The 17,636-nt window shown below is 66.8% G+C and carries 24 protein-coding genes and 1 other RNA gene; 11 read left to right on the forward strand and 14 right to left on the reverse strand.

The window, feature by feature from the left end:
• Positions 1-34: 34 nt before the first annotated feature.
• From BMX37_RS01060 to BMX37_RS01080, 5 genes are all read left to right on the forward strand, one after another.
• On the forward strand, positions 35-724 hold the full coding sequence (locus BMX37_RS01060) for an N-acetylmuramoyl-L-alanine amidase (protein ID WP_093663623.1): 690 nt from the start codon (positions 35-37) through the stop codon (positions 722-724).
• Between the two features lie 10 nt (positions 725-734).
• An RNA gene (rnpB, locus tag BMX37_RS01065) (RNase P RNA component class A) lies at positions 735-1,118 on the forward strand.
• A gap of 76 nt (positions 1,119-1,194) precedes the next feature.
• Positions 1,195-3,165 (forward strand): hypothetical protein, encoded by a 1,971-nt coding sequence (locus tag BMX37_RS01070; RefSeq protein ID WP_139197922.1) that lies wholly within the window; start codon positions 1,195-1,197, stop codon positions 3,163-3,165.
• A gap of 54 nt (positions 3,166-3,219) precedes the next feature.
• On the forward strand, positions 3,220-3,768 hold the full coding sequence (locus tag BMX37_RS01075; protein WP_093663625.1) for a J domain-containing protein: 549 nt from the start codon (positions 3,220-3,222) through the stop codon (positions 3,766-3,768).
• Complete coding sequence (locus BMX37_RS01080) at positions 3,768-4,073, forward strand: (2Fe-2S) ferredoxin domain-containing protein (protein WP_093663626.1); 306 nt, start codon at positions 3,768-3,770, stop codon at positions 4,071-4,073. Before BMX37_RS01075 ends, BMX37_RS01080 begins: the two co-directional genes overlap by 1 nt.
• Here the strand turns inward: BMX37_RS01080 and BMX37_RS01085 are convergent.
• The 10 genes from BMX37_RS01085 to BMX37_RS18615 form a co-directional block, all read right to left on the reverse strand.
• A complete protein-coding gene (locus tag BMX37_RS01085; protein ID WP_093663627.1) occupies positions 4,058-4,468 on the reverse strand; it encodes a SufE family protein in 411 nt (136 codons plus the stop codon). The two genes, BMX37_RS01080 and BMX37_RS01085, sit on opposite strands and share 16 nt — an antisense overlap.
• Before the next feature lie 108 nt (positions 4,469-4,576).
• Complete coding sequence (locus BMX37_RS01090) at positions 4,577-4,810, reverse strand: hypothetical protein (protein WP_093663628.1); 234 nt, start codon at positions 4,808-4,810, stop codon at positions 4,577-4,579.
• A 14-nt stretch (positions 4,811-4,824) separates the two neighbouring features.
• Positions 4,825-5,073, reverse strand: a complete 249-nt coding sequence (locus BMX37_RS01095; RefSeq protein ID WP_244501329.1) for a hypothetical protein — start codon at positions 5,071-5,073, stop codon at positions 4,825-4,827.
• Between the two features lie 26 nt (positions 5,074-5,099).
• On the reverse strand, positions 5,100-5,381 hold the full coding sequence (locus BMX37_RS01100) for a hypothetical protein (protein WP_093663630.1): 282 nt from the start codon (positions 5,379-5,381) through the stop codon (positions 5,100-5,102).
• A 12-nt stretch (positions 5,382-5,393) separates the two neighbouring features.
• Positions 5,394-5,720, reverse strand: a complete 327-nt coding sequence (locus tag BMX37_RS01105) for a hypothetical protein (RefSeq protein WP_093663631.1) — start codon at positions 5,718-5,720, stop codon at positions 5,394-5,396.
• Positions 5,721-5,731: 11 nt separating this feature from the next.
• Entirely contained in the window at positions 5,732-6,022 is a 291-nt protein-coding gene (locus BMX37_RS01110; RefSeq protein ID WP_170841784.1) for a hypothetical protein, read from the reverse strand.
• A 23-nt stretch (positions 6,023-6,045) separates the two neighbouring features.
• Positions 6,046-6,426, reverse strand: coding sequence for an envelope stress response membrane protein PspC (pspC, locus tag BMX37_RS01115; RefSeq protein ID WP_093663633.1), 381 nt, complete (start codon positions 6,424-6,426; stop codon positions 6,046-6,048).
• Position 6,427: 1 nt separating this feature from the next.
• Positions 6,428-6,718: an envelope stress response membrane protein PspB gene (gene pspB, locus BMX37_RS01120; RefSeq protein ID WP_093663634.1), complete on the reverse strand. Its 291-nt coding sequence runs from the start codon at positions 6,716-6,718 to the stop codon at positions 6,428-6,430.
• Position 6,719: 1 nt separating this feature from the next.
• Positions 6,720-7,388, reverse strand: coding sequence for a phage shock protein PspA (gene pspA, locus BMX37_RS01125; RefSeq protein WP_093663635.1), 669 nt, complete (start codon positions 7,386-7,388; stop codon positions 6,720-6,722).
• 27 nt (positions 7,389-7,415) lie between these two features.
• Positions 7,416-7,556 (reverse strand): hypothetical protein, encoded by a 141-nt coding sequence (locus tag BMX37_RS18615; protein WP_170841785.1) that lies wholly within the window; start codon positions 7,554-7,556, stop codon positions 7,416-7,418.
• Positions 7,557-7,734: 178 nt separating this feature from the next.
• On the opposite strand from BMX37_RS18615, the gene pspF reads away from it, so the two are divergent.
• Together pspF and BMX37_RS01135 are read left to right on the forward strand one after the other, a co-directional pair.
• Positions 7,735-8,814: a phage shock protein operon transcriptional activator gene (gene pspF / locus BMX37_RS01130; protein ID WP_093663636.1), complete on the forward strand. Its 1,080-nt coding sequence runs from the start codon at positions 7,735-7,737 to the stop codon at positions 8,812-8,814.
• A gap of 92 nt (positions 8,815-8,906) precedes the next feature.
• Positions 8,907-9,527, forward strand: coding sequence for a superoxide dismutase (locus tag BMX37_RS01135; protein ID WP_093663637.1), 621 nt, complete (start codon positions 8,907-8,909; stop codon positions 9,525-9,527).
• A gap of 37 nt (positions 9,528-9,564) precedes the next feature.
• Here BMX37_RS01135 and BMX37_RS01140 read toward each other — a convergent pair whose 3' ends face one another.
• The 3 genes from BMX37_RS01140 to mtaB are packed head-to-tail and all read right to left on the reverse strand — an operon-like array spanning position 9,565 to position 12,415.
• Complete coding sequence (locus BMX37_RS01140) at positions 9,565-10,284, reverse strand: inner membrane-spanning protein YciB (RefSeq protein WP_342027834.1); 720 nt, start codon at positions 10,282-10,284, stop codon at positions 9,565-9,567.
• Positions 10,281-11,216, reverse strand: coding sequence for a signal recognition particle-docking protein FtsY (gene ftsY / locus BMX37_RS01145; protein ID WP_093663639.1), 936 nt, complete (start codon positions 11,214-11,216; stop codon positions 10,281-10,283). The genes BMX37_RS01140 and ftsY overlap by 4 nt, the downstream gene beginning before the upstream one ends.
• The gene (gene mtaB / locus BMX37_RS01150; RefSeq protein ID WP_093663640.1) at positions 11,213-12,415 is read right to left on the reverse strand and encodes a tRNA (N(6)-L-threonylcarbamoyladenosine(37)-C(2))-methylthiotransferase MtaB; all 1,203 of its coding nucleotides are present in this window, start codon (positions 12,413-12,415) and stop codon (positions 11,213-11,215) included. The genes ftsY and mtaB overlap by 4 nt, the downstream gene beginning before the upstream one ends.
• On the opposite strand from mtaB, the gene BMX37_RS01155 reads away from it, so the two are divergent.
• Entirely contained in the window at positions 12,414-13,004 is a 591-nt protein-coding gene (locus BMX37_RS01155) for a DUF924 family protein (protein ID WP_093664211.1), read from the forward strand. The two genes, mtaB and BMX37_RS01155, sit on opposite strands and share 2 nt — an antisense overlap.
• A gap of 3 nt (positions 13,005-13,007) precedes the next feature.
• Here BMX37_RS01155 and BMX37_RS01160 read toward each other — a convergent pair whose 3' ends face one another.
• Positions 13,008-14,642 (reverse strand): putative bifunctional diguanylate cyclase/phosphodiesterase, encoded by a 1,635-nt coding sequence (locus tag BMX37_RS01160; RefSeq protein ID WP_093663641.1) that lies wholly within the window; start codon positions 14,640-14,642, stop codon positions 13,008-13,010.
• A 227-nt stretch (positions 14,643-14,869) separates the two neighbouring features.
• Here BMX37_RS01160 and ffh point away from each other — a divergent pair, with 227 nt between their 5' ends.
• The 3 genes from ffh to rimM all read left to right on the forward strand — a co-directional run bounded on the left by ffh (position 14,870) and on the right by rimM (position 17,453).
• Complete coding sequence (ffh, locus tag BMX37_RS01165; protein WP_093663642.1) at positions 14,870-16,378, forward strand: signal recognition particle protein; 1,509 nt, start codon at positions 14,870-14,872, stop codon at positions 16,376-16,378.
• Between the two features lie 35 nt (positions 16,379-16,413).
• Positions 16,414-16,797, forward strand: a complete 384-nt coding sequence (gene rpsP / locus BMX37_RS01170) for a 30S ribosomal protein S16 (RefSeq protein ID WP_093663643.1) — start codon at positions 16,414-16,416, stop codon at positions 16,795-16,797.
• Positions 16,798-17,012: 215 nt separating this feature from the next.
• Positions 17,013-17,453, forward strand: a complete 441-nt coding sequence (gene rimM, locus BMX37_RS01175; protein WP_244501373.1) for a ribosome maturation factor RimM — start codon at positions 17,013-17,015, stop codon at positions 17,451-17,453.
• Positions 17,454-17,636 lie beyond the last annotated feature (183 nt).

A 17,636-nucleotide genomic window follows, 5' to 3' on the forward strand; every position in this document is an offset into this window, starting at 1 on the left:
CCTGACAGCTCACCGTGGCGCGGGCAGGGGCTGAATGAGGATCATCGACACGCCGTCTCCCAATTGGGACGAGCGCAGCCTGCCGATCTCCATGATCGTCCTTCATTATACCGGCATGCAGGATGCGGAAGGGGCGATCGCACGGCTGCGCGATCCGGAGGCAAAGGTGTCCTGCCATTACCTGGTCGCGGAAGACGGAACCGTGCTGCGCATGGTGGACGAGGCGAAGCGCGCTTGGCACGCTGGGCGTAGTCACTGGCGCGAGGTCGAGGACGTCAATTCCGCCAGCATCGGGATCGAGATCGTCAATCCCGGCCATGATTGGGGATACCGCCCCTTTCCCGACGAACAGATGGATGCGGTGATCGCCTTGGTGGCGCAGATCAAGGATCGGCACGAGATCACGCGCGGCAACGTTGTCGGCCATTCCGACATTGCGCCTGCACGCAAGCGCGACCCGGGCGAGCTGTTCCCCTGGCATCGCCTCGCCCGGCTGCGGCTGGCGCTCCCCCGTCCGACCAAGGGTTTGATGGACCCGAACTGGACGGAGGCGGGCTTTTGCCTGGCGTTGGAGCGTTTCGGCTATGACGTCACGGACCGCATGGCCGCGATCATGGCGTTCCAGCGCCGCTTTCGCCCCGAGCTGATCGATGGGGAGATCGATGCGGAATGCCGCATGATCCTGCTCGCGCTGCTGCTTCCCAAACCGCAAGGCGACGCGTAAGGGGGCCGGGTCAGAGGGTCGGGCGGCCGCGTCATGCCATGCGCATGTCGAGGAAAGTCCGGGCTCCGCGGAACAACGGTGGCGGGTAACGCCCGCCGGGGGCGACCCCAGGGACAGTGCCACAGAGAGCAGACCGCCTGCCTTCGGGCAGGCAAGGGTGAAAGGGTGCGGCAAGAGCGCACCGCGTGCCTGGTAACAGGTGCGGCAAGGTAAACCCCACCGGGAGCAAGACCGAATAGGGGCGGTACGGGGCCGAAAGGCACCAGGGCGTGTTCCCGCCCACTGCCCGGGTTGGTTGCTGGAGACGGCGCGCAAGCGTCGTCCGAGAGGAATGGTCGCCTATCCTTCCCCTGCGGAAGGTGGACAGAACCCGGCTTACAGACCCTCTGGCACTCTGCTCCTTCCCGAAGCCCCTTGCGCGGGCCGTGCCGTTCGGCAGGATGCGCGCAGGGGAAGAGGGGAGTGTTCGCATGTCGAGTGGACGTTTGGTCGCCGTCGCGGGAGGCATCATCGCGGCCGCCGTCTCGGCCGGAGGAATCGCGGCGCAGCAGCCGACGGCAACGGCACAAACGGTACAGCAGCAGTTCGACGCTGCGACGAAACTGTCGCAGGGTACGGATGCGGCAGCGACGCTGGCGGCCTGGGAGGCACTGGAGGGCAGGGTGGCGCGCAATCGCCGCACCCACGCGATCGTTCTGATCCGCAAGAGTCAGGCGTTGCTGCAATTGCGGCGAGAGGATGATGCGCTGGTCGCGGCGCGGGCCGGACTGGCCGACCTGCCGGAGTCGGACCGCACGCTGGATGCCGACCGCTTCGATGCGCTGACCACGGTCGCCTTCGCCAACAAGGACAGCCTGGATTATGCCGGCGCGGCGGAGGCGTTCAGCCGTGCCGCGACCTTTGCCGCCACGCCCGCCGACAAGCTCAACGCCAATCTGGGACTGGTTCAGGTGGCGACCTTCACCGACCCGGCGCTGGCGACGACGGCCATGGGGCGGGTCGATGCCGTGGTCGCCGCGAATGGTGCGGCGCCCGTGGTGCAGGCGGCGGTCGAACAGGCGCGGGCGCTGTTGCTGCTCAACCAGGGCCAGTTCGCCGCAGCGGTGGTCCCTGCGAAGCTGGCCGTGACGCGCCTCGGGGGATTGACCCAACGTACCGACCTACGCGACGTCGCGGCACGCTCCACCGCGTCGCTGGCGCTGCTCTTGGCCGGATCGGGGGACTCGGCGCGCGAGTACATGGCGATGACCGGCGCGGGCCGCCTGCCGAGTGGTCAGTTCGATCCGGCCGTGCAGATGAGCGTGCCGGATTGCGGCGGCGATGCCGGATTGAAGCCGAGCGATGTCGCCGTGGTCCAGTTCTCCATCGACGATGACGGCGCCGTTCGCCACGTCGCCCCGATCTATGCGACCAACGGCCATCAGGTGGCGTTGCACTTCGCACAGGCCGCGCGCGGCTGGTCCTGGACGCCGGACCAGGTGAAGGGGCTTCCGACCTTCTTCCGCTACATGGCGCGGGTCGAGATGCGCTGTTCGACGGGGTTCGAGCGGCCCGGCGTGTCCAGCCTGCTGGCGGCGGATCTGGTCCGCTGGCTGGGCGATCACGGGGTCGAGGTGCCGTCCGATGCGGGCGACGGCGACGCGCGGCAGGTCGCGACGCAACGTGCCGCCTTGGCGCGCGCGGTCGCCGCCGATCCCGCCGGGTTGCAGACGCTCGCCGCCTTGTGGGCGCTGAGCGTCAATGCGGTGGTGGGGCGCGAGGAAACCCACGACCTGCTCCTCCGCGCGATGGATATCGCCCGTGCCAAGAAGGCGCCGGCGCTCGTGCTGCTGGCGCTCGACGTGGACGCGCGGCGCACCGCAAAGGCGTCCTTTCGTCGAGGGGAAATGCCGTACCGCCCCCTGCTGACCGACCCGGTCTATACCGCGGACCCGGAGGCGCGGGCGGCGGCACGGCTGGTGATGGCGGAGAGCATGGGGCGCAAGGACGACGCGCAGCGGCCGCTACTGGCTCAGGTCGCCGAGGATGCCGCCCTTGCCAAGGACAACCGCTTCCGCGTTGGAGCGCTGGTCCGGCTGGCATCGCTGGAGCAGGAGGGGGGCAACACCGAACTTGCCCGAACGACATTCGAGAAGACCGGGCTGGACCCCAGCCAATGTTCCCTGATCGATGCGCCGCCCAAGCTGGTCAAGGTCGGCGGGACCTATCCGCAAGAGGCGGTGCGCTGGGGGTTTGAGGGTTGGACGCAAACCCAGTTCGACATCACCGCCGACGGCCGGGTGGTCAACGAACGCGCGATCCTGAGCTATCCCCCGTTCGTCTTCTCCAAGGCGGGCACTCAGACCATGGCGGACGCGCGCTATGCCAAGACGTTCCGCCCGGGGGGGGAGTTGGGCTGCGGCGCGAGCACGTCGCGCGTTCGCTTCCTAATGCCGCACTGAGTGTGATCGACTGGGCGGTTGCGTCGGCGGCGGGAGGGCTTATCTGCAACCGCCATGACGCGACCGACCCGATCACAGGACTGGGGCTTTCCCCGTTGGCGGGGTTATGGGTCCGCGCGTGAGGCGAAGCCGGTGCGGCTGTGCGACCGGAACGGGTGTGAGCAACCCGGCGATTGTCCGGCGCCCAAGTCCCCGAACAGCCCCGACCGCTGGTATTTCTGTCAAGCCCATGCGGCGGAATACAACAAGGGCTGGGATTATTTCGCGGGCCTGGACGCCGAAGAGGCCGCGTCGCGCGAACGGACGGAGCGGCGGGGGGCGGCGGGTTACGCCAGCGCCAACCATTATGCCTGGGGCGGTCCCGGCGACGGCTCGCGATCGCGCGACGAGATGCGCGCGCTGGACGTGCTCGGACTGGACAGCGACGCCGACCACGATGCGGTGAAGGCCGCGTGGAGGCGGCTGGCCAAGGAAAATCATCCCGACGTGCGCCCCGGCGACGCCGATGCGGCCACCCGTTTCCAGGCCGTGCAGACCGCCTATGAGGTGTTGCGCGCGAACGAGGACGAACGGCAACGGGCAGGGATCGGCCGACCCGCCTGATGCGTCACGTCCGATCGAGTTGGTCCGGCGCCGTGCTGGTGTGCGGCAAATGCTCGCGCAAGCTGGACGGTGGCTTTGGCGACAAGGGGCGCAGTTCGCTGGCCAAGGCGCTGCGCCGGGCGCTCGGCCTGAAAAAGGGGCGCAAGGCTGCGCTGGGTGTGGTCGAGACCGGCTGTCTGAAGGTGTGTCCGAAAGGCGCGGCGGTGCTGGTCGACACCCGGCGTCCCGGCGACTGGTTGATCATGCCGGAGGGCGCCGAGATGGACGAACTGGCCCGACGGCTGATGGATCAGCCGCCCGCGTAGCGACGCGCGGTTTCGCGGATCAGTGCAATCATGTTCGGGATGCCCTGCGTGCGGTTCGAGCTGAGCTGTGCGCGCAGGTCGAACGGCGCGAGTGCGCCCTCCACATCAGCCGCCAGGATGTCTTGCGGCGCGCGGTCCTGCACGGTCAGCAGGACGAGGGCGATGATCCCCTTGGTGATGGCGGCGTTGCTGTCGGCCAAGAAGTGCAGCGTGCCATCCGCCTGTCGTGCCGGATAGACCCACACGGCGGCCGAACATCCCCGCACGAGGGTGGCATCGGTCTTGAGGGGATCAGGCATCGGCTCCAGCGCGCGGCCCAGATCGATCAGCAGGCGATACCGATCGTCGCCCTCCAGGAATTCATATTCGTCGCGGATATCGGCCAGGTTCGCCATGGCTGGGCGGGTACAGCGACCCTGCCTCCGCCGCAACCTGGCACGGTGCATCTTCAAGGCTGAACGACAGGCAGCGCCCAGTCGGTCCGCGGCACGCCGTCGCTGCGATCACAATTCGATGCCGGCCGCGATCGCCTCCAGCTTGCGGATGCGTTCGCGCAGGTCCGCGATCTCGATCCGCGCGCCGGCGCCGTGCTGGGCTGCGCCCGCGGCGTGGAGATGGTCCATCTCCTGCCGCTTCAACTGCAACCAGCCGCGCCAGCCGTTCAGTCCGGCCACCGTGACCATGCCAAGGCCGGCCAGACCGGCGCTGGCCACCACGATATAGGTGTTGACGTCCATGGCTCCCATGTCCCTTACCGATCGCGGAGGCGCTCGATCTGACGATCGAGGTCGACGCTGGAATGATTGTCGGTGATGACGCGCTCCAGCACCTGGATGCGGTCCTTCAGCTGTTGCACTTCGTCGCGCAGGCGCAGGCTGTCGTGATTGTCGCGGGGCGTCATCCCGGCGCCGCCATGCGCTTCGTAGCGGGCTCTCAGGACCCGGCCGATCATCACGATCAGCACGATCCCCAACACCATGATCACAGTTCCCGGACCCATGTCCGTCAGTCTCCCTATTCTTGGTTTCAGTTCAGCGGGCGCGGATCGGTCGTCCGATCGTCGCGTAGCCGGTCGATCTCGTCGGCGACCGCGATGCCGCGGTCGGTGATGATCCGCTCCAGCACGCGCACCCGTTGCTCCAGGCGCTCGGTCTGCGCGGCATATTGCGCCGCTTTTTCGGCGGTGGCGGCCGAACTCGCCTGCATCTGTCGCTCCTTCAGTCTCAGCCACGGGCGCACGACCAGTGCGCTGAGGATGGCGACGATCGGGATCATCAGTGCAAAGATGGGAACAAGGTCATCGACCATGATCGGCCTCCCTCAGTTGGCGCGGGTGCGCAGTTGCTCGATCTCGCGGTCGAGGTTGTGGCTGCCGTCGGTGACGATGCGCTCCACATTGGCGAGCCGGTCCTTGACGGAGCCGAGCTCGGCCCGCAGCTGCGCGTTTTCCTGGCTGAGCAGCTTCACGCGCTCGGTCGTTTCCTCGTTGCGCTGAGGATAGATCGGACGGCCCCAACTGGTTTCCAGCGGATAGCCGTTCTTGATGCGAAGCCAGGTGTTCAGAACCCATCCGCCGATGGACGCGGCCACCACCACCGCAACCAGCGGCAGGAGCAGGGTGATGATCTGATATTGCTCGGGTGACATGGTCGTGCTCCTCAGTCGCGAAGGGCTTCGATGGCCTGGGCGGTGCGGGTGGCCGGGTCGGTGGCGATGCGTTCCAGCACGCGCAGCCGCTCCTCCAATCGGGTGACCTGGCCCGCCAGCCGTTCATTGTCGCTGGCCAGCAGGTCCATGCGGCGACGCTCCTCGGCGTCGCGCTTCTCGAACTCGCCCTCGAACCGTTCGGGCACATAGCCGTGGCGTGCCCGCGTCCAGTTGTTGAAGGCCCACACCACCGGTCCGACCGTGATCGCGGCGACCGGCACCAGAACTCCCCAGTTGCTCATGATGATTCCCCCTGTCGGTCAGGTCAGCGCAGGCTGTCGATCTCGTTGGCCAGCTGCGTGTTGCGGCTGGTGTAGAAGGTTTCGATGTCGGCCAGCCGCCGGTCCAGTTCGCGGAACGTGGAGCGGACCTCCGCCGTCGAACGCTTCGGGTTGGATCGGACGCCCTGCCAGAAGCGTGCATCCTCCGGCGTGTCGTACAGGCCGAACGGCTTGGTCGGCACCACCCAGGCCATGATGAAGTATGCAAGCACGATCCACCATTGCTGCGCCACGACGATCAGCGCGGCTGCACCCAGGCGGACCCAGAGCGGGTCGAGACCGGTATAGTCGGCGATGCCGGCGCACACGCCCTTGATCTTGGCATTCTGCTTGTCGAGGTAGAACTTGGTGCGGCTGTCGCTCATCTCAGTTCCTCCGATCGATTTGGTAGCGGGATTCAGCGGTCGCTCCAGCCTTCCACTCGGGCGACGTACCGGTCAGGCCGGGGCGGAAGTCGGGGTTGTCGGCGCTGATGATGCGCTCGACCGTGTTGACCCGTTCCTCCAGCCGGCGGGCGAGATTGTACATCTCGTCGAGCATCCTCTCATCCTCGACGGTGATCTTGGGCGCCTGTCTCCATTTCGTGATGTAATGGAGGATCAGCCACGGCAGGCCGATCAGGCTGGCGACGATGGCGATAAGGCCGAGCGGATCCATCTCAATCCTCCCGCTTGGCGATGCGCGCCTTCAGCGCGGCGAGTTCGGCGTCGACCTTGTCGGACGAGCGGAGTTCGGCGAATTCGTCGTCCAGGCTCTTGATCGCGCCCAGGCCCATGGCGTCCGCACGGCCCTCGGCCTCGTCCACCCGGCGTTCCAGCACGTCGAAGCGGCTGAACGCTTCGTTGGTCTTCGGCCCCGCATACATCTCGCGCAGGCGATAGCGGTTGGTGGCGCTTTCCAGTCGGGTCTGGACGTTCGATTGTTTGACCCGTGCCTCGCGCAGCTTGCCCTGCAGCTTGGCGATGTCCTCCTCGTTGGCGCGCAGGGCGTCGTCGAGTACGGCGATCTCCGCCTTCAGCTGGTCGGCCATGTCGCCGGCCTTCTGCTTTTCGACAAGCGCTGCCTTGGCCAGATCCTCGCGGTTCTTGGACAATGCCAGCTCCGCCTTCTCGGTCCAGCTGTCCTGGAGCGACTCGAGCTTTGCCACGTGGCGGCGCATTTCCTTCTGGTCGGCGATGGTGCGCGCGGCGGAGGCACGAACCTCCACCAGCGTTTCCTCCATCTCCAGGATGATCAGGCGAATGGTCTTGGCCGGGTCCTCCGCCTTTTCGAGCAGGTCGGCCATGTTGGCGGCGATGATGTCGCGGGTGCGGGAAAATATGCCCATGCTGCGGCTACTCCTGTGAACGACCCCTTATGCCACGAACCGCGCGGCCTTGGCGACCGAGGGGGACGCGCCCGCCTGAGCCGGTCCGACCGCGCTCAGCACGCAGGCGGAGCTCATCAGGACGGTGCAGACCAGAACGGCGAACTGGCGGCGGAAGTCGGTGAACATGGCGAAATCTCCGTGAACCTGTGTGTCTCATCTCCGCGTCCAGCGCGGTTGCCCCAAGCATTGCAGGTGCCGTGCCAAACTTCTTCTCGTGCTGAAACAGCGACTTAACAGGTGTGTTGACTGACAAACACAGTTGATGGGTTGCCAAGTGTCGGGATTCTGCGCCAGACCTTGGCTCATGGAGCGCGCTACGCAGGTCATTGGGCAATCGGGTGCCTTCATGGACGCCCTGGAGCGGGCAAGTCGCGCGGCGTCGCTCGACCGTCCCGTGCTGGTGATCGGCGAGCGGGGTACGGGCAAGGAACTGGTGGCGGAGCGCCTGCACAGGCTCAGCCAACGCTGGGATCAGCCGCTGGTGGTGATGAACTGCGCCGCGCTGCCCGAAACGCTGATCGAGGCGGAACTGTTCGGCCATGAGGCGGGTGCGTTCACCGGCGCGACCAAGGCGCGGGTCGGCCGGTTCGAGGAGGCGCATGGCGGCACCCTGTTCCTGGACGAACTGGGCACGCTGTCCATGGGCGCGCAGGAACGGCTGTTGCGTGCGGTCGAATATGGCGAGGTGACGCGGATCGGCTCGTCGCGGCCGATGCGCGTGGATGTGCGGATCGTCGCGGCGACCAACGAACATCTGCCGGATCGCGTCGACGGAGGCAGCTTTCGCGCGGACCTGCTCGACCGGCTGTCGTTCGAGGTGGTGACGCTGCCGCCGCTGCGGGCGCGACGGTCTGACATCATCGTGCTGGCGGACCATTTCGGACGACGCATGGCGGCGGAGCTGGGGTGGCAGACCTGGCCCGGCTTTGGCCCGGCCGCGACGGAGGCGCTGAATGCGCATCGCTGGCCTGGCAACGTCCGGGAACTGCGCAACGTGGTGGAGCGCGCGGTGTATCGCTGGGACGATGACGGCCCGGTCGACCTGATCGAAGTCGATCCGTTCCAGTCACCTTATCGGCCGCAGGCGATGGCGAGCGCTCGCGGCAACGCGGCGCCGCCGGCCCTGGCCGCCGAAGCGCCGGCACCTGCCGCGCAGCCCGACGATGATGTGGTGGCCGCGTGCGAGGCGGGCCCTTCGGACTTCAAGAGCCGCGTCGCCCGCTTCGAGCGGGAGCTGCTGGCACGAACGCTGGCCGAGCACCGCTTCAACCAGCGCGCCTGTGCGGAGGCGCTGGGGCTGACCTATGACCAGTTGCGCCACGCGCTGCGCCGGCACGACCTGATCCGCGCGGGAGAGGCGAAGCCCGGCGACGGGACGAGCTGATCGCCCGTCGAAATGCGTGACGGTTGCGTAACGGTCTGGGAGCGCTACGCCGCTTCCTGCGTTTGCCTCGCAGATCCTCAAGGAGAACAGTTATGGCCTTTGAACTGCCCCCGCTGCCTTACGACTATGACGCGCTGGAGCCGACCATCTCCAAGGAGACGATGACGTTCCACCACGACAAGCATCACAAGGCATATACCGACAAGTTGAACGAGGGCGTCGAGAAGGACGCCGGCCTGCAGGGCAAGTCCATCGAGGACATCCTGGCGAACATGTCGTCGCAGCCGCCGCTGGTCCGCAACAATGGTGGCGGTTACTGGAACCACGATTTCTTCTGGAAGACCATGAAGAAGGGTGGCGGCGCGCCGTCGGGCAAGCTGGCCGAGGCGATCGACGCTGACCTGGGCGGGTTGGACAAGCTGAAGGAAGACTTCAACACCAAGGGTGCTGGTCAGTTCGGGTCCGGTTGGGCATGGCTGATCGTCGACGGGTCGGGCAAGCTGAAGATCACGTCCACGCCGAATCAGGACAATCCCCTGATGGATGACGTCGCGGATCGCGGCACGCCGCTGCTCGGCAACGACGTGTGGGAGCACGCCTATTACCTGACCTACAAGAACGATCGCGCCGCTTATCTGAAGGCGTGGTGGGATGTGGTCGATTGGGACAAGGTCGGTCAGCGTTACGACGCGGCGGTGTCGGGCACCAACTGACCGGGTGCGCGGGTGGGGCGACCCACCCGCATATCCCTCAACCCTCCGGCGGCAGAGGCGCTTCGCCGCCGAGCTTCAGCCCGTTGCGGATCAGCATGGGCACGTTCGCGATCGCGAACACCAGCGTCAGCGGTATCACGATCCACACCTTGTAGATCGCCCAGGCATCCCATCCCCGGGTCGAGCCCATGCTGGCGCGAGCGATCCGCCACACCGCCTCGTTGCCGATCGCCATCACTACGAAAAACCAGACCCAGTTGACTGTCAGCTTACGCCAGCCGTCCTGCGACAGGCCCGGATAGGTGCCGCCGAGCAGCTCCTGCAACAAGGGGCGGCCGGTCTTCAGGCCGAACGCCAACACGCCGGCGAGCATGACGTACACGATGGTCGGCTTCATCTGGATGAAGCGGGGATCGTGGAAATACATGGTCAACGCGCCGAACACGACGACCAGCCCGCCCGAAATCCACAGCATCGCGGAGATATGGCCGAGGCGGATGCGCGAATAGAGCATTGCGACGCCGCTTGCGAGGATGAAGGCCGCCGTGGCGACGATAACGCGCGCGATCAGCAGCGCCTCCATCTGCTGCAGCGTGTCCAGGCTGGACGTGAAACGTGCGACGATGGTGCGCGCGGCGTCGCCGGGCACCAGGAAGTTCGCCAGGAAGAACACGATCAATGGCGCATACTCGATCGCCATCTTGAGGCCGGCAGGCGCGGGAGCTGGGGCTCCGCCGGACGAGGACACTGTGTTCACTTGCGGGCTCCATCGACGCCGGCGATGATCCGGCTGACTTCATTGGCATCGAACGGGCGCAGATCGGTCATGCCTTCGCCAACGCCGATCGCGTGGATCGGCAAGCCAAAGCGTTCCGCCGCCGCCACGAGCACGCCGCCACGGGCGGTTCCGTCCAGTTTGGTCATGACCAGCCCCGTAACGCCGGCCACCTCGCCGAACACCTCGATCTGCGACAGGGCGTTCTGGCCGGTGGTCGCGTCGAGCACCAGCACCACATCGTGCGGAGCCTCAGGGTTAAGACGGCCGAGCACGCGGCGGATCTTGGCCAGTTCGTCCATCAGCTCGCGCTTGTTCTGCAAGCGGCCGGCGGTGTCGACGATCAGCACATCGATGCCCGTCGCGGTCGCCTGCTTGACGGCGTCCCAGACGACGCCGGCGGCGTCACCGCCCTCCGGTCCCGTCACAATGGGCACGCCGACACGCTCGGCCCAGGTCGCGAGCTGTCCGATCGCGGCCGCGCGGAACGTATCACCGGCCGCGAGCATCACCCCGTAATCCTGTTCCATGAACAGATGCGCCAGCTTCGCGATGGTGGTGGTCTTGCCCGATCCGTTCACGCCGATGACCAGGATCACCTGGGGCCGGGGGAAGGCGTCGATTTCCAGCGGGCGGGCGACCTTGGCCAGCGCCTTTTCCACCTCCTCCGCCACGACCAGGCGAATGCCAAGGTCCTCCATGTCGCGCTCGAACGTCCCCTCGGCCAGGCGGCTCCTGATGTGCCCGGCGGTTTCGGGACCGAGGTCGGACGCGATCAGCGCCTCCTCGATGTCGTCCAGCGTCTCGTACTCGAGGCGCGCGCCGCCCAGGCCGGCAAGATTGCCGATTAGCCGGTCGGACGTGCGTCGGAAACCGCCCAGCAGCTTTTCGTGCCAGGATGGATTGGTGCTCATGCGATGGTGCCCAACAGGTGTGAATCGGTTGCACCGGTGATGGTCACCGGATGGATGGTGCCGGGCTGTACCGCCCGCTCGAGCCGGACCTCGGCGAAATTCTCGGCATGGCCGTGGCTTCCCGGCCGCTCGGCCAGAACGCTTTGCCGGGTGCCGACAAGTCCGGCCAGCCAGCGCGCGCGTCGTGTCGCCGTCGCTTCGCGCAACAGGGCGGCACGGTCGCGGCGAATCTGGGGTTCGACCTGTGGCATGCGTGCGGCCGGCGTGCCCGCACGCGGAGAGTAGGGGAAGATGTGGCCGTGCACGATGTCGCAGGCCTCGACCATCGCCAGGCTGTCGGCGAACATCGCATCGTCCTCGGTCGGAAAGCCGGCGATGATGTCGGCGCCGATCGCAATGTCCGGCCGCGCCGCCTTCAGCCGTTCGACCAGCGCGATCGCCTGGGCGCGGCCATGGCGGCGCTTCATGCGCTTCAGGATCAGGTCGCTTCCCGATTGAAGCGACAGGTGGATGTGCGGCATCACCCGCCTGTCACCGGCAATGCAGGCGATCAGCCGCTCATCCATCTCGATCGAGTCGAGCGACGACAGGCGCAGGCGCATCAGGGCGGGCACATGCGCGAGGATGCGCTCCACCAGCGCACCGAAGCTCGGCCGGCCGGGCAGGTCGCTGCCCCAGCTGGTCACGTCGACGCCGGTCAGCACCACCTCATGGTGCCCGGCATCGACCAGCGCGCGGACACGATCGACGACCGCGCCGGCGGGGAGAGACCGGCTCGCGCCCCGTCCGAAGGGGATCGCGCAAAAGGTGCAACGATGATCGCATCCGTTCTGCACCTCCACAAAGGCGCGGGCGTGGCCGGCAAAGGCGAAAACCGGTGCGTTCGGCTGGTCCGATCCCCAGCTGGGCGGCGACAGCTTGTGCGGATTGGCGACGACGCGGTCCACCTCCGCCATAGCGGAGAATCCGGCGGGATCGATCGTCGCCGCACAGCCGGTCACCACCAACTCCGCGCTCGGACGACTGCGACGCAGGCGGCGGATCGCGGCGCGGCTCTGTTTCACCGCCTCGTTGGTCACGGCGCAGCTGTTCACCACCGCCACGTCGCGGCCCGCCGCCAGCAAGCGGATCGTTTCGCTTTCGGCGATGTTGAGCCGGCAGCCGAGGCTGACGACCTCCGGCTGGGGAGACGGGGACATGCTGGGCGATCTAGGTGGCGACAGGCGCGAAGTCCACGACCGGGATGTCGTGGAACAGGCGCGGGAGGTGCTGGGCTTCTGGTTCGGCCTGCCGGCAGACCGGCATTTCGCAAAGGACGACGCGCTGGACGCGGAGATACGAGCACGGTTCGCGGGCATGCGCGACCGGGTGCTTGCCGACAAGGCGGAGGGTTGGCGCGACGATCCCGACACGTTGCTGGCCGCGATCATCCTGCTCGACCAGTTTTCCCGCAACATTCATCGCGGGTCGGCGGAGGCGTTTCGCGGCGACGACCTTGCCGCCTCGCTGACGCTGCTTGCGATCGATCGTGGCTGGGAAGAGCGCTTTCCACCGGAGCGGCGCGTGTTCCTGTTGATGCCCCTGATGCATGCCGAGGATGCGGGGTTGCAGGCGTTGAGCGTGAACCGGTTCGAGGCGCTCGATCGACCGGAGAACACCCGCTTCGCCCATGACCACGCCGATGTGTTCCGTCGCTTCGGCCGCTTTCCGGGGCGTAACGCGGCGCTGGGCCGACACTCCACGCCGGAGGAGGAAGCCTATCTGGCGGAACCCGGCGCCGGCTGGTGAGGCTCAGCCGATCGCCCGGCGTGCGGTCGGCAGGGGCACGATCACGGAGCGCGCGTCCGTCGGCCCGCTGGCGATCAGCAATCCGCGTTCGGCCAGCAACTGGCGCACCTTGGCCGCGCTCATCGGCCGGCCGTACAGATATCCCTGACCCTTGGCGCAGCCGATGCCGCGCAGCCGCTCCTCCGTGTCGGCATCCTCGATCCCTTCGGCGGTGGTGGGCAGGTTCAGGCTGTCGCCCAACTTCGCGATGGCGGTGACGATCGCCGCGCTTTCCGGATTCTCGCAGATGGAGGTGACGAAGCTCTTGTCGATCTTGATGCGGTCGAAGGGCAGGGCGCGAAGGTGCGCCAGGCTGGAATAGCCGGTGCCGAAATCGTCCAGTGCCAGGCGGATGCCCTGGTTCTTGAGGCTGCCCACGATCGATTGCGCGAGCGCCAGATTGTCGAACAGCGAGCTTTCGGTGATCTCCACCTCCAGCCGGCTGGCGGGAAAGCCGGTTTCGGTCAGCACCTTGATGATCTTCTGGGCGAGCCAGGCATCCTTCAGCTGCCATGGCGAGATGTTCACCGACAGCGTCAGCGACGGGTGCCAGTCGCGTGCCGCGAGGAAGGCCTGGCGGATGATCGACAGCGACAGGTCCGCGATCATGCCGGTTTCCTCGGCCACCGGGATGAAGGCCTCCGGACCGATCAGGCCGCGCAGCGGATGCTCCCAGCGCGCCAGCACCTCGAAACCCGACAATTGTCCGGTGGCCAGATCCACCTGCTGTTCGAAATAGGGCACGATCTGCTGCTGCGGGATGGCGTCGCGCAGGCCCGATTCGACCTCGTTGCGGGCCTGTAGCGCGTGTTCCATCGAACGATCGAACCAGGCGAAGCGGTTCCGGCCCGCCGTCTTGGCCGCGTACATGGCGATGTCCGCCGACCGCATCATCGCCTCCACCGACGAACAGTCGATGTCGGAACGGTTGAGGCCGATCGACGCGCTGATATGCAGGTGGATACCGTCGAGCGTGATCGGGCGCGACAACCGGGCGAGCAGTCCCTCCGCCGCACGCTCCACCGTGTCGGGATGTGCCGGATCGAACAGGAAGGCACAGGCGAACTCGTCGCCGCCCAGGCGTGCCATCATCGCGGTTTGCGGCATCTGGCCTGCGATCTCGGTCGCGACATGACGCAGCAGCGCGTCACCCACGGCGTGGCCATGCAGGTCGTTGACGGTCTTGAACCGGTCGAGGTCCAGCATCAGCATGGCCAGCGCCTTGCCGCGACGGGCGGCGAGCGCGAACAGCGCCGCCCCCTCGTCGGCGGCGCTGCGGCGGTTGAGGAAACCGGTCAGCGGATCGTGGGCCGCCATGTGCTCCGCGCGCTCGCTGGCGGCGGTCAGGTTGCGGACCTCGCCCGTCATGGCGCGATAGCGACTCCATCCGAGCATGATGATGGCGATGTTGAGCAGCATGGCGACCAGCAGGGTCTGGTCGATCGTGCTCTCCCGCCCCAACATGTTCGACAGGACGGAGCCCAGCACCATGCTGCCCGTGCCGATGAACAGCAGTATCGCCGCACCGGTGACCGGGCCGGTCAGGTATTCGCCGTGCGGCCGCTTCGCCTGCCGTTCCGCTCCGCTTGCCAAAGTCATCGACAATCCCAACCTGTTCGTGGCGCGACCCTCGCACGTCACAGGTGTAGAGAGTCTTAAGCCGCTCCCCCTCGCGCTCGACTTGCCTTTCCGACGGATCGGGGGTAGGGCGCACGGGTTCCGTCGCGGAACGCATGTGACCCTGCGCCCACGGGCGTACGCTGGCCGGCGAGGTTTCGCCCGCCGGCGTTTCTTGCGTTTGGTGGCTTGTATGGGGTTTTGAGGCGATGTTCGACAGTCTGAGCGACCGGCTTGGCGGCGTCTTCGATCGCCTGCGCGGACGCGGCGCACTGACGGAGGCGGACGTCCGCACCGCGATGCGCGAAGTGCGCGTGGCGCTGCTGGAGGCGGACGTGGCGCTGCCCGTGGCGCGCAAGTTCGTCGACGACGTCACCGAAAAGGCGGTCGGCCAGAACGTCCTGCGCTCGGTCACGCCGGGGCAGCAGGTCGTCAAGATCGTCAACGACGCGCTGGTCGAGATGCTGGGCGCCGACGAGGCCGAGCTGGAACTGAACGTCGCGCCGCCCGCCATCGTGATGGTGGTCGGTCTGCAGGGATCGGGTAAGACCACCACCACGGCCAAGATCGCGCGTCGGCTGAAGGGGCGCGACGGCAAGAAGGTCATGATGGCCTCGCTGGACGTGAACCGTCCGGCGGCACAGGAACAGCTTGCGACGCTGGGCGGGCAGGTCGAGGTCGCGACCCTGCCGATCATCGCCGGGCAGCAGCCGGTCGACATCGCGCGTCGCGCGCTGTCCGCGGCGAAGCTGCAGGGTTTCGACGTGCTGATGCTCGACACCGCCGGCCGACTGCATGTCGATCAGGCGTTGATGGATGAGATGAAGGCGGTCGCCGACATCGCCCGGCCGCAGGAAATCCTGCTGGTCGTCGACTCGCTGACCGGCCAGGACGCGGTCAACGTCGCGCAGAACTTCTCCGACCAGGTGCCGCTGACCGGCGTGGTGCTGACCCGCATGGACGGCGACGCACGCGGCGGTGCTGCCCTGTCAATGCGTGCCGTCACCGGCAAGCCGATCAAGTTCGCGGGCACCGGCGAAAAGCTGGACGCGCTGGAGGCATTTCACCCCAGCCGTGTCGCCGGTCGCATCCTGGGCATGGGTGACGTGGTTTCGCTGGTCGAGCGCGCCGCCGAGTCGATCCAGCAGGAAGATGCCGAGCGCATGGCGACCCGGCTCGCCAAGGGCCAGTTCGACATGAACGACCTGCGCGGCCAGCTGGCGCAGATGAAGCGCATGGGCGGCCTGGGTGCGCTGGCCGGCATGATGCCCGGCATGAAGAAGGCGCAGGCCGCGATGAACGCGGTGCCGGGCAGCGACAAGGTGCTCGTCCATATGGACGCGATCATCGGATCGATGACGGTCAAGGAGCGGTCGAAGCCCGACCTGATCAACGCCAAGCGCAAGATCCGCATCGCCAAGGGATCGGGCACCACGGTGCAGGAGGTGAACAGGCTCCTGAAGATGCACCAGGAAATGTCCACCGCCATGAAGAAGATCAAGAAGATGGGCGGCATCAAGGGGATGCTGTCCATGCTGGGCAAGGGCGGTCTGGGCGGCCTCGGCAACGCGCTGGGCGGCCCGGACATGGGCGAGATGATGACCAAGGCGGGGGGCGGCAGCGGCCTTCCCGGCCTGGGCGGGATGGGCAAGGGGCCAGGCGGTATGCCGAACCTGCCGCCCGAGCTCGCCAATCTGCTCAACAAGACCAAGAAATAAGTCGGTTCAACACTTCAAACCAAGGAAGACTATCAATGGCTCTCAGCATTCGCCTGTCGCGTGGCGGTTCCAAGAAGCGTCCGTACTATCGCATCGTCGTCGCCGATGCGCGCTCGCCCCGTGACGGCAAGTTCATCGAGAAGATCGGCAACTACAACCCGCTGCTCGCCAAAGATTCCGACCAGCGCATCCAGCTCGATGCAGAGCGCGCCAAGCACTGGCTGAGCGTCGGTGCGCAGCCGACCGACCGCGTTGCGCGCTTCCTGGACGCCGCCGGCGTGCGTGAGCGTGCGGCCCGCCAGAACCCGAAGAAGGGCGAGCCGGGCGAGAAGGCCAAGGAGCGCGCCGAGGAGCGTGCCGAGAAGGCGAAGGCCGCCGAGGAAGCCGCCAACGCACCGGCCGAAGCGACCGCGGAATAACATTCGGCATCGGATCGCGGCATCATGCGTTTCCTTGGTTCAACAGCCAATGGAGTAGCGCGTGATGCCCGACCGGGACCAGAACAAGGGTGATGACCAGCCAGATGCCAGCAACGAAGGCGTCTCGAACACCGAACCGGCCGAAGGTGCGGACGACAGCCCAGGTGGAAACCAGGGATCGCCGGCCGCTGACTAAGCCTGCGGGCGAGGTTGTCATGGCGGTCGTCACCGGCGCGCATGGCATCGGCGGTGAGGTGCGGCTGAAGCTCTTCACCGAAGATCTGTCGGGGTACACCGTCTTCAATGGCGGTTCCTTGACGGTGAAGAGCCTGCGCGGCCTGATCGCCCGCTTCGCCGAGGTCGGCGATCGTTCGGCGGCGGAGGCGTTGCGGGGTACGGAATTGACCGTGCCGCGCAGCACGCTGCCTGCGTTGAAAGAGGGTGAGTATTACCACGCCGATCTGATCGGCCTTCCGGTGGTGCTGACCACGGGCGAGGCGGTCGGTCTCGTAGCATTGGTCGAGAATTTCGGCGCAGGTGACGTGATCGAAATCGAGCGGCCTGATGGCAAGCGGTTCATGGTGCCTATGCGGCCAGAGGCGGTGCCCGAATGGAGTGCTGAGCGGCTGGTCGTGGAACCTGCCTACGCGGAGTAGGGGCGACGCGCCTTTAATGTGGGACGGTCCGGTCGCTCAGGTGTCGGATGACCGGACGTCAGCTAGATTTACTGGGGCTTACCCGATTTGCGGCGACCAGTGCCGTTTTTGCTTGAGCTGCTGGCCCACCTGAACGTCGTATTCTACGTCAGAGCGGATCGTCGCGCTGAACAACTTCAAACG

It is taken from the genome of Sphingomonas gellani, from assembly GCF_900110035.1.
GTDB lineage: Bacteria > Pseudomonadota > Alphaproteobacteria > Sphingomonadales > Sphingomonadaceae > Sphingomonas > Sphingomonas gellani.